Here is an 11,182-nt window from a genome sequence, read left to right on the forward strand (position 1 = left end):
GCCCTGATCCAAGCGGTCTCGAGTGATACCAACTCCAACGTACTGGCCACGCCCTCGATCACCACCTTGGATAACCAAGAAGCTTCCTTTATTGTCGGGGATGAAGTGCCGATCCTCACGGGGTCAACTGCCAGCTCAAATAACAGCAATCCTTTCCAAACCGTTGAGCGTAAAGAGGTCGGAGTTAAGTTAAAAGTGGTGCCCCAAATCAACGAAGGCAACGCCGTAAAACTGGCCATTGAGCAAGAAGTCTCTGGGGTAAATGGTAATACGGGTGTGGATATTTCCTTTGCGACTCGTCGGTTAACCACCACAGTGATGGCTGATTCTGGCCAAATTGTGGTGCTCGGCGGTCTCATCAACGAAGAAGTGCAAGAGAGTATTCAAAAGGTGCCATTCCTTGGGGATATTCCGATTCTGGGCCACCTGTTTAAATCCTCTTCCAGTAAGAAAACCAAGAAGAATTTGATGATCTTCATCAAGCCGACGATTATCCGTGATGGTGTGACAATGGAGGGTATCGCTGGGCGTAAGTACAATTATTTCAGGGCATTACAGCTTGAACAGCACGCCCGCGGCGTAAATCTCATGCCGGATACTCAAGTGCCTGTCCTCGAAGAGTGGAATCAATCTGAGTATTTACCTCCCGAAGTGAACGAGATTTTAGAACGTTACAAAGAAGGTAAAGGCCTAGACACGGAAATGCGTAAAACGGATCCCACGTTAAAAACCTTGGACGAAAACAAAAATAAAGATAAAACCGATGAGTGAAATTCAACTAACTTCCGCTGAGGACTTAAGCCAAGTGTCTAATGAACTTGGGTTTGAAACTGAAGGTGATGAGGTGTTTCGCTCAACGAGCAAAGAGCGCTTACCTTTTGCCTTTGCCCACCGTCACCAAGTGATTTTGGCCCAAGGTGAGCAAGGCGCGCTGAGTTTATTTTATACGGCCAAAACCCCGTTGTTTGCCATGCTGGAAGCGCGCCGCTATTGTGGCGCCGAGCTGGCTCTGGTGCAGCTTGAGGCGGGGAAGTTTGAGGCCAAGTTAACTCAGGTGTATCAGGCCAATTCATCACAAGCTCAGCAGCTGATGGAAGATATTGGCAATGAGATGGATCTGTTCACCCTTGCCGAAGAATTGCCTCAGACTGAAGATCTGCTCGAAGGGGATGATGATGCGCCGATCATTAAGCTGATTAACGCGCTGCTTTCAGAGGCCATTAAAGAAGAGGCCTCGGATATCCATATCGAAACCTATGAGAAGCAACTGGTGGTGCGTTTTCGCATCGACGGCGTACTCAAAGAAGTCCTCAAGCCAAACCGTAAACTGTCCTCTTTATTGGTGTCGCGGATTAAGGTGATGGCGCGCCTCGATATCGCCGAAAAACGCGTGCCGCAAGACGGCCGTATTTCGCTGCGGATCGCGGGCCGCGCGGTGGACGTGCGGGTATCGACCATGCCATCGAGCCACGGTGAGCGGGTAGTGCTGCGTTTACTCGATAAAAACGCCGGTAATCTGGATTTAAAACAACTGGGTATGACGGACGGTATCCGCGCCAAATTTGATGAGCTTATTCGTCGTCCTCACGGCATCATTTTGGTCACGGGCCCGACGGGGTCGGGTAAGAGTACCACGCTGTACGCGGGGCTTACCGAGATTAACTCCAAAGATACCAATATCTTAACCGTTGAAGATCCTATTGAATATGAGCTTGAAGGTATCGGCCAGACCCAAGTGAACACCAAGGCGGACATGACCTTCGCCCGTGGCCTTCGCGCGATTTTGCGCCAAGATCCCGATGTGGTGATGATTGGGGAAATCCGTGACCTTGAAACCGCGCAAATTGCGGTGCAGGCATCCTTAACGGGCCACTTAGTGATTTCGACCCTCCATACGAACACCGCCTCGGGCGCGATTACCCGTTTGCAGGACATGGGCGTCGAGCCATTTCTGGTGTCATCGAGTTTGCTTGGCGTGTTGGCCCAACGTTTAATCCGCACCCTCTGTCCAAAGTGTAAGACAGAGCATGTGCCCGATGAACGTGAGCGCGAGCTGCTGGGTATTAGTGGCGATGATCCACGCCATATTTATCGCGCTAACGGCTGTAAGGCCTGTGGCAACAGCGGTTACCGTGGCCGTACCGGCATCCACGAGCTATTGCTGGTGGATGATAATGTGCGTGAGCTGATTCACGGTGGTCGTGGTGAGCTGGCGATTGAAAAGTATATCCGTCAGTTTGTGCCGAGTATCCGTCACGACGGCATGAGTAAAGTGCTCCTTGGGATCACCACGTTAGAAGAAGTGCTCAGGGTGACCCGCGAGGAATAAACGATGCCGGCATTTGAATACAAGGCGCTGGACGCCAAGGGCAAACAGCTTAAAGGGGTGATTGAGGCCGATACCGCCAGACACGCCCGTAGCCAGCTGCGGGATCAGCGGCTGATGCCACTTGATATCCTGCCCGTGACCGAGAAAGAGGCCAAGTCCCAAAGCCGTGGTTTTGCGTGGTTTAAACGGGGGATCTCGGTGGCTGAGCTCGCCCTGATCACTCGGCAAATCGCCACCTTAGTGGCGGCGGGGTTACCGATTGAAGAATCCCTTAAAGCGGTTGGCCAGCAGTGTGAAAAGGATCGCCTTGCCAGCATGATCATGGCGGTGCGCTCAAGGGTGGTTGAAGGTTACAGTTTTGCCGACTCCCTTGCCGAGTTTCCGCATATTTTCGATGATTTGTACCGCGCAATGGTGGCCTCGGGCGAAAAGTCCGGCCATTTAGAGGTGGTGCTCAATCGTCTGGCCGATTACACCGAGCGGCGCCAGCAGCTTAAATCGAAATTACAACAGGCGATGATTTACCCCATCGTGCTCACCGTGGTGGCGATTGGGGTGATCGCAGTGTTGCTGGCGGCGGTGGTGCCTAAGGTCGTCGGCCAATTTGAACACATGGGCGCCGAGCTGCCCGCCAGTACGCGCTTGTTAATTGCCGCCTCTGACTTTGTGCAGCATTACGGCGCCTTTGTGGCGCTGGCCATAGTGCTGTTAATTGTGCTGTTTCAGCGTTTACAGAAGTCAGCAGCCTTTAAGATGAAGTACCACAGCGCCTTACTGCACATGCCGGTCATCGGCCGCGTGAGCAAAGGATTAAATACCGCGCGTTTTGCCCGCACCTTAAGTATCTTATCGGCCAGTTCCGTGCCCTTGCTCGATGGTATGCGCATTGCCAGTGAAGTATTACAAAACGTCAGGGTGCGGGCGGCGGTGGATGAGGCGACCGCGCGGGTGCGCGAAGGCACGAGTTTAGGGACGGCGCTGACCAATACCAAGCTGTTTCCGGCCATGATGTTATATATGATCGCCTCGGGCGAGAAGAGTGGCCAGTTGGAGCAAATGCTTGAGCGCGCGGCCGATAACCAAGATCGCGAATTTGAGGGCAATGTGAATATTGCGCTTGGGGTGTTTGAGCCAATGCTAGTGGTGAGCATGGCGGCGGTGGTGCTGTTTATCGTGATGGCGATATTGCAGCCGATACTGGCGCTGAATAATTTGATCAGCGGTTAAGGGTGCCCTGCTAAGAGTAGGTATCCACGCCAGATATCCACGCTGAGTGGGATAGATTTAACGCAGGCAACGACTTGCCAATATTGGGTGTCGATTTTTTTAGGAGAAGTTAGCAATGCAAATGAACAAAAAACATCAAGGTTTTACCTTGCTTGAAGTGATGGTGGTTATCGTGATCCTCGGGATTTTAGCCTCGATGGTTGTCCCGAACTTAATGGGAAACAAAGATAAAGCCGATCAACAAAAGGCGGTGTCCGATATCGTCGCCCTCGAAAATGCCCTCGACATGTATAAGCTCGATAACGGCGTTTATCCCACCACGGAGCAGGGCCTAGAGGCGTTATCCCAAAAGCCGACCATCTCTCCAGAGCCGCGCAACTACCGTGAAGAAGGTTATGTGAAGCGTTTACCTCAGGACCCATGGCGCAATAACTATTTGCTGCTCAGCCCTGGTGAAAACAGCAAGCTCGATATTTTTAGTGCAGGCCCTGATGGTCAACCCGGTACCGAAGATGACATCGGTAACTGGAATTTACAGAATTTCCAATAACATGAAAAAGCTGCGTCACGCCGGCTTCACCCTGATGGAGGTGATGCTGGTGATCCTGTTGATGGGGCTCACCGCGGCCGCGGTGACGATGTCTATCGGCAATTCCGGGCCAAAGCAGGCACTGGAGCGCACGGCGCAGCAGTTTATGGCCGCCACTGAATTGGTGCTCGATGAAACCGTGTTGAGCGGCCACTTTGTCGGGGTGGTGGTGGATAACACCCGCTATCAGTTTGTGTATTACAAAGACGGTCAATGGCACCCCCTCGAGCAGGATCGCATTTTGTCTGAAAAACAGATGGATCCCGGGGTAACGCTCAACCTAGTGCTCGATGGCTTACCCCTAGTGCAGGAGGATGAAAAGGATATTTCTTGGTTTGAGGAGCCGCTGATCGAGCCATCGGCTGCGGACAAAAAGAAACATCCTGAGCCGCAAATCCTGCTCTTCCCGAGTGGCGAGATGAGTGCCTTTGAATTGAGCTTTATCGCTAAGACGGATAACGGCCAAATTGATGTGTTAGTCGTGGGCGATGCGCTCGGGCGGTTAACCCTTGGCCGAGTCGATGATCAACCATGATGAAATACACTAAGGGCATGACCTTACTCGAAGTGATCGTCGCGTTGGCGGTATTTTCTATCGCCGCGGTGTCGATCACTAAGAGCCTAGGGGAGCAAATGGCCAATATGCCGATTTTAGAGTCGCGCACGCTGGCCCAATGGGTGGCCGATAACCAGATGGTGGATGCGCGCCTCGAGCCGCAGTTTCCGGAGCTGGGTAAAAAAGAAGGGCGCGTTGAACTTGCGGGTAAGGACTGGTATTGGCGCAAAGAAGTCGTGAAGACCACCGATGATAACTTTCGGATGATCCGCATCAGCGTCAGTGAAGATGAGCGCTATCAACGTATTGCAGCGCAGGTGAGCAGTTATGTCCTCAACACTAACTAAGGCTCAGTCAGGTTTTACCCTGCTCGAAATGCTGATCGCGATTGCGATTTTTGCCATGTTAGGCTTGGCAGCCAATGCCGTGTTAAGCACAGTACTGACTAACGATGAGGTCACCAAAACCTTCTCGACTCGGTTAAAGGCGCTGCAACAGGGCTTTGGTGCCATCGAGCGCGACTTAAACCAGATGGTGGCCAGAACGCCCAGATTATTAGAGGGTGGCCGTGGTGCGACAGTGCTGCAAACCGGCACCGAGATATTAGATTCAGAGTCCGAGGCGTTAGTGTTTTACCGCCTCGGCTGGCTCAATCCCGATGGACTCTTGCCCAGAGGCAGTTTGCAGTCGGTGGCCTATGTTGTACGAGAAGGGCGCTTAGAACGCTGGTATTTCCCTTACCCTGAACCTGAATTTGCCGCCGAGCCAATTAAAACCGTGTTGCTCGATAAGGTGTTATCGGTGGAATACTCCTTCTTTATGGAAGATAAATGGGAGCGTAAGGTGGAGGCGACTAAGTTGCCAAAGGCGATCGCGATTGAGGTCGATATCGAGGGGTTAGGGAAAATTCAACGAAAATTTATCCTGCCCTTAGGTGCCGTTGCTCCAGAAAAGTCCAATGATAATAACGGCAACGATACTCAACCCGACGAGGACGATAAGGACAATCAGCCCGATGACGGTAATGGCGAGGGCAATGGTGAAGATGACGGCACTGGCGAGGGTGAGCCCGGTGACCCCAGCGACCCCGACAATGAGGATGAGGCATGATAACGCCAAGTCTCGCTAAGCAGCGCGGTGTTGCCCTTATCGTGGTGCTACTCATCGTGGCGCTGGTGGCCATTATTGCGACGAACATCACCAGTCGCAATCAATTATCGATGCGCCGCACCTTAAACTTAGCCCAATATGATCAAGCCTATTGGTATGGGATTTCGGCCGAAGAGTTAGCCAAGAAGATTTTAAAACAGGATCTGGATGACGCCGAAGGCCGGGTGCATCGACAGCAGTATTGGGCCATGAGCAATGTGGTGTTTCCGGCCGAGCACGGTGAAATTGGCGGTAAAATTACCGATATGCGCGCCTGCTTTAATGTCAATGCGCTGTCGGTTACCACCAAAGAGCTCGAAAATGGTCAGCCGAAACTGCCCCTTGCGGCTCGGCAATATAAGGCATTGTTGGTGGCGTTAGGCATGGATGATTTTAGTGCCGATCGGCTGACGCAAACCCTGAAGGATTATCTGGATGAAGACAGTATCACCAGTCCTTATGGTGCGGAAGACGCGGAATACGAAGCGCGCAATGTGCCTTATCGCGCCGCGAACACTTTGATGAATCATCGTAGCGAGCTGCGGGCGGTGATGGGCTATAGTCAGGACATTTACCTCAAATTGCTGCCTTATATCTGCGTGATACCGGGCAATGATCGCCAACTGCTCAACGTCAATACCCTTGAAGCGGAGCAAGCGGCACTGCTGGCGGCCATGGTGGATAACCAAATTTCCGTCGGTGAGGCGCAGAGCGTGATTAACCAGCGTCCGGCAGATGGCTTTGCCAAGCTAGACGATGTGTATAGCAGCTCGGGTATGGGCTCGATTACCTGGGAGGATGCGATGAAATCCAGCCTAGTGCTCGATAGTCAATATTTCCTCCTCGAGAGCGGCGCTAAGGTCGACACCGCCATCTTTAGGATGGAAAGCGTGCTCAAAAAGGGCAGTGGTAACAAGATGGATGTGCTCACCCGTCAGTTTGGTGGACAAAAATAATCACAAACAAGCGAAGCCTCGATGGCTAACGCTGGTGGAGAACAACTGTGAGTGAACGGTTATTTATTCGTTTGGGTCGGACCCCAGAGCAAGCCTGCTCTTGGTTGGTGTGGTCCGAGCAAGAACAAGAAATCATCGCCTCGGGCGAGCTGACGAATGCTCAAGGTTTATCAACCTTATCCGAGCGCGCCGGTAATCGGCCAATTGATGTACTGGTGCCTGCCGCCGCCATGACGCTGACCAGCGTCACGCTGCCAGAAAAGGGCCAACGTCAAGCTTTAAAAGCCCTGCCGTTTATGCTCGAAGAAGTGTTAGCCGATGACGTGGATACCATGCATTTTACCGTCGGGCCGCGTCAAGGTGACGCCTTAAGCGTGGTTGCCGTCGCGCATGAACAGATGCAAATGTGGCTCAGTTGGTTAACCGCTGCGGGCTTAAAAGTAAAACGTATGGTGCCCGATTGTTTAGCGCTACCCTTGCAGGAATGCCAATGGGCGGCGATGCGCTTTGGCAATGAGCTGCTGCTCAGAACTGGCTCAGGCTTGGGCCAAAGCCTGCCTTTGCCTTGGTTGCCCTTCGCGCTAAAACACTTGGTTGATAAAGAGCAGGCTGATAAAGCCCAGCTTGAAAAATCGCAGCAAGAAAAAGCGCGCGTAGAGAAAGCCTCTTTGGATAAAAACTCTGCGGATAAAACCCCACAGGAGGTCGGTGACGATCAGGCGGTATCCGTGGCAAGTTATAGTGAGCTTGACCTCGTACTTAAGGATCAAGCCAGCAGCTTAGCTGGCGTGGCGCTTAAGCCGCAACCACTGGACTTGCCGATGCTGGTGCTCGCCCGGGGGATTTTGCATGCGCCGGTAAACTTGCTGACCGGCGTGTATACGCCTAAGCGCGAGTACAGTAAGCAGCTATTACAATGGAAAAATGCCGCGATAGTGCTGGGTGTCGCCATCGTGTTGTCCCTTGTCGATAAAGGGCTGACTATCCATCAGGTCAATGGCCAGATAGTGGAGCTTAAAGCTCAAAGCGAGGCGATTTATCAGCAGGTGGTACCGGGCAACTCGCGCATCGTCAACCTGCGCTCGCAAATGGACAGTCAACTCCGGGCGCTGCAGGGCCAAGGCAGTGGCGCAGCGTTTTTTGCCATGCTTGAGGGTTTGCAAGAGGCCTTTAAGCAGGTGCCGGAACTGAAGCCTAATACCTTAAGGTTTGAGAGCGCTCGCAACGAGCTACGTATGCAGGTGACTGCCAAAAATTATGCGCAAATTGAAAAGTTTAAAGAGATTGTCGCCAAGCGTTTCCAAATTGATGGTGGCACGATGAATAGCGGTGAAGATCAGGTCACCAGCACCTTAACCTTGAGGAGCAAATAGGATGGATAATTTGCGGACTTGGTGGCAAGGGCTCGCCCAGCGCGAGCAGCAATTAGTGGCTTTTTGTGCCGTGGTATTAGTGATCGGTGGCTGTTATTGGGGGATTTGGACGCCCATCGCCAATGCCGAAGCAACCGCGCTGCGCAATTTGTCTGCCCAGCAGCAAACCCTCGCCTATGTAAAGCAAACCGCCAATAAAATCGTGGGGCTTAAGCAAAGTGGCGCTAAACCGGCCGCGAGTGGTAGCCTCAGTTCAGTGGTGAATCAAACCGCAGGTCAGTATGGGTTAGTGATCACTCGCATGCAGCCTCAGGGCAATAAAATTCAGATCTGGATGGACGATGTGCCCTTCGATCCCCTGCTCGCTTATCTTAGCGAGCTAGTGCAAAACAAAGGGTTATCCCTTGAGAGCGTGGATCTGGCGGAGGCTGATGCCCCGGGTTATGTCAAAGTGCGGCGCATTCAGTTAGCGCAATAGGTTAAGGTGTCACTGTGAGTTTGATAAAAAAAATCATGATAGGCGTTGTGATTTATAGCGCTTTTTTGCTTGCGCTGTTCCCTGCGAAGGTGGCCTTAAGCCTCGCGCCATTGCCGGCCAATATCAGCCTCTCTGGGGTGAGTGGCAGCATTTGGTCTGGTGCGGTTGAGACCCTTAATATTGAGTCACGCCAGCTTGAACAGCTGCGCTGGGAGCTCAGCCCTTGGGGGTTATTGATAGGCAAAGTGAATCTTGAGTTCCAGATAGGTAGCCGGGCCACGCCAGTCAGTGCCAAGGGCGCGCTGAGTGGGTCAAGTGCGGGGCTCAGTGTCCGTGGATTGCGTTTTGATGCCCCTGACAGCTTTTTAATCGGTAACGCTAAGCTGCCATTTCGCACGCAAATCCAAGGGGAAGTGAGTTTACTGGTCGACACATTCACTCAAGGCCAACCTTGGTGTGAGGCGCTCTCTGGCAAGCTGTTTTTAAATCAAACCAATGTTAACAATCAGTTTGGCAATTATCCCCTCGGCAATATTGAACTCGGCCTGAGCTGTGAGGCGGGTAAAGTGCAATTGGCCACCGATGAAAGCAAAAACGCCCTAGGGATTGTGGGGACGTTGCAGTTAGCAGAGGCGAATATGCTGCAGGTGGCGGCGAAGATCAAAGAAACCCCTGAGCAGCCAGAAGATATGCGTAATTCTTTAGGGATATTGGGCCCGCGCGGTGCTGACGGTTATTACCCGGTCGTGTATCAGGGGCGCATTCCTGGCCTATAGCTTAGGCCTAAGCGTTCAGCGCCCATGGATGAAAGAAGATAAAGGCACCGTTCGTTGGGTGCCTTTTTGCTAAGGGTTGACGCCGTGTAGGTGCATGGCTAATGCGGGGTCCAAGTGATATGTGCACTATAAGAAAGATGTGCACTACAACTGAGATATGCGGCATTAAACGCGGGGCGGCTGGATCAGATCGTTAAGCAAGAGCTGGTAATCGTCAATCCCGGGGAAATCCTTAAAGCTTTTGAGTGGCTTTTGACTATCAGGATTAGTGATCCCCAATTGATGGGCGACGCCAGCAAGGCGCGCGGCATTGAGTATGGGTTCGCTGTCGTCGATAAACAGGCAGCGCTGAGGATTAAGATCAAATTGGGCGAATAAATGCTGCCAAAACTTGGGATGCTCCTTGGGATAACCGGTATCGTGGCTAGAGATCATCCCATCGAGCTCAGTGGCAAGCTCGGTATGCTCCAATTTAAGGGCAAGGCTTTTAGGGTGCGCATTGGTCACTAATATCCGCCGTTTACCCGCTAAGGCAAGGGCGCGTAAAAATGGCAAACTGTCTTGGCGCAGTTGAATGCGGTCCACTAAGGTGCGGTGTAACCCCATGATGTCGAGCCCGAGCTGTTGCTGCCAATAGTCCAAACAATACCAATCTAAGGTGCCTGCCACCTGTTCGTAGGCTGCGATCACGAGCTGCTGCGCCTCTGCAAGACTCATGTTCCGTTGTGTGCTGAGTTCCTGTGGCACTAGGCTCAACCAAAAATGGTTATCAAAATGCAGGTCCAGCAGTGTGCCATCCATGTCGAGCAGCACAGTATCGATAGTATTCCAATTAAACATGGGGGATCTCGTCGGTTTTTGGCCTTGGCACTGAGCATTTTTAGCAGCTTGCCTCAATGCTTCTTGGTGGCCTCGGTATAAATTCAGGTTGTAGATTAAAGACAGGATAGTAAGATTGTCACTTATCTTATTTCATTTATCGCCATTTTTATCCAGAGGCAGTTATGTCGCAGCGGCAAAATAAGCCGGAAATATTGCATACCGAGATTGTCGCGAAAAGTCGATTATTCCAAATTGAGCAAGTGCATCTTAAGTTTTCCAACGGGGTTGAACGCCAATATGAGCGCATGAAAGCCAGTAGCCGTGGCGCAGTCATGATAGTGCCGGTGCATCAAGGGCAATTGCTGCTCGCACGGGAGTACGCGGCGGGGACTGAGCAGTACGAGCTGGGTTTTCCTAAAGGGCTTATCGATCCTGGCGAGCAGGCCATTGAGGCGGCGAATCGCGAATTGCAGGAGGAAATTGGCTTTGCTGCCAATAAGCTCACCCTGCTTAAGGAACTCAGCCTCGCTCCGGGGTATTTTGCCAGTAAGATGCAAATTTTTCTTGCCGAAGATCTGTACGAAAGTTGCCTCGAAGGGGATGAGCCCGAACCTATCGTGGTGGTGCCTTGGGCTTTAGCAGATTGGCAAGCCTTGCTCGACAATCGTGATTTTTCCGAGTCCCGCAGTGTCAGCGCCTTATTTTTAGCACAGCAATTTTTAGCGCAACAGCCGTTAGCGCCTAAAGACCCACACATTAAATAGTCTTTTTTAATCCAGTGCGCGCCAGGTTTCCGTGAGGAAGGGGTGCACTAATAACACATTCGCAATCCGTTGCGCTTGGAGTGGTTATGAAGCCAGAAGAATTGATCGATGCGGTGATCAGCATCGCTACGGATGCGGGCATCGCGATCCGCGACATTTACCT

Annotated in this window: 13 protein-coding genes; 12 read left to right on the forward strand and 1 reads right to left on the reverse strand. The window is 52.1% G+C overall.

Going from position 1 to position 11,182, the window contains the following annotated elements; genetic code table 11:
• From ACRCZA_RS09475 to ACRCZA_RS09525, 11 genes are all read left to right on the forward strand, one after another.
• Positions 1–771 (forward strand): type II secretion system protein GspD (locus ACRCZA_RS09475; RefSeq protein ID WP_438674199.1); only part of this gene is annotated, 771 nt, incomplete at its 5' end.
• A complete protein-coding gene (gene gspE / locus ACRCZA_RS09480; RefSeq protein ID WP_438674200.1) occupies positions 764–2,329 on the forward strand; it encodes a type II secretion system ATPase GspE in 1,566 nt (521 codons plus the stop codon). The genes ACRCZA_RS09475 and gspE, both read left to right, overlap by 8 nt.
• A 3-nt stretch (positions 2,330–2,332) precedes the next feature.
• Complete coding sequence (gspF, locus tag ACRCZA_RS09485; RefSeq protein ID WP_438674201.1) at positions 2,333–3,556, forward strand: type II secretion system inner membrane protein GspF; 1,224 nt, start codon at positions 2,333–2,335, stop codon at positions 3,554–3,556.
• A 115-nt stretch (positions 3,557–3,671) separates the two neighbouring features.
• On the forward strand, positions 3,672–4,106 hold the full coding sequence (gene gspG / locus ACRCZA_RS09490; RefSeq protein ID WP_438674202.1) for a type II secretion system major pseudopilin GspG: 435 nt from the start codon (positions 3,672–3,674) through the stop codon (positions 4,104–4,106).
• Position 4,107: 1 nt separating this feature from the next.
• On the forward strand, positions 4,108–4,680 hold the full coding sequence (gspH, locus tag ACRCZA_RS09495) for a type II secretion system minor pseudopilin GspH (RefSeq protein WP_438674203.1): 573 nt from the start codon (positions 4,108–4,110) through the stop codon (positions 4,678–4,680).
• On the forward strand, positions 4,680–5,048 hold the full coding sequence (gspI, locus tag ACRCZA_RS09500; protein WP_438674211.1) for a type II secretion system minor pseudopilin GspI: 369 nt from the start codon (positions 4,680–4,682) through the stop codon (positions 5,046–5,048). The genes gspH and gspI overlap by 1 nt, the downstream gene beginning before the upstream one ends.
• Complete coding sequence (gspJ, locus tag ACRCZA_RS09505) at positions 5,029–5,811, forward strand: type II secretion system minor pseudopilin GspJ (RefSeq protein WP_438674204.1); 783 nt, start codon at positions 5,029–5,031, stop codon at positions 5,809–5,811. The genes gspI and gspJ overlap by 20 nt, the downstream gene beginning before the upstream one ends.
• Positions 5,808–6,806, forward strand: coding sequence for a type II secretion system minor pseudopilin GspK (gene gspK, locus ACRCZA_RS09510; RefSeq protein ID WP_438674205.1), 999 nt, complete (start codon positions 5,808–5,810; stop codon positions 6,804–6,806). The genes gspJ and gspK overlap by 4 nt, the downstream gene beginning before the upstream one ends.
• Before the next feature lie 47 nt (positions 6,807–6,853).
• Entirely contained in the window at positions 6,854–8,179 is a 1,326-nt protein-coding gene (gene gspL / locus ACRCZA_RS09515; RefSeq protein WP_438674206.1) for a type II secretion system protein GspL, read from the forward strand.
• 1 nt (position 8,180) lies between these two features.
• Positions 8,181–8,657: a type II secretion system protein M gene (locus ACRCZA_RS09520; RefSeq protein WP_438674207.1), complete on the forward strand. Its 477-nt coding sequence runs from the start codon at positions 8,181–8,183 to the stop codon at positions 8,655–8,657.
• 14 nt (positions 8,658–8,671) lie between these two features.
• Positions 8,672–9,433: a type II secretion system protein N gene (locus ACRCZA_RS09525; RefSeq protein WP_438674208.1), complete on the forward strand. Its 762-nt coding sequence runs from the start codon at positions 8,672–8,674 to the stop codon at positions 9,431–9,433.
• Between the two features lie 165 nt (positions 9,434–9,598).
• Here the strand turns inward: ACRCZA_RS09525 and yrfG are convergent, their stop codons facing one another.
• A complete protein-coding gene (yrfG, locus tag ACRCZA_RS09530; protein WP_438674209.1) occupies positions 9,599–10,273 on the reverse strand; it encodes a GMP/IMP nucleotidase in 675 nt (224 codons plus the stop codon).
• 164 nt (positions 10,274–10,437) lie between these two features.
• On the opposite strand from yrfG, the gene nudE reads away from it, so the two are divergent.
• Complete coding sequence (nudE, locus tag ACRCZA_RS09535; protein ID WP_438674210.1) at positions 10,438–11,019, forward strand: ADP compounds hydrolase NudE; 582 nt, start codon at positions 10,438–10,440, stop codon at positions 11,017–11,019.
• Positions 11,020–11,182 lie beyond the last annotated feature (163 nt).

This window comes from Shewanella sp. (assembly GCF_051658185.1).
In the GTDB taxonomy this organism is placed as follows: Bacteria; Pseudomonadota; Gammaproteobacteria; order Enterobacterales; family Shewanellaceae; genus Shewanella.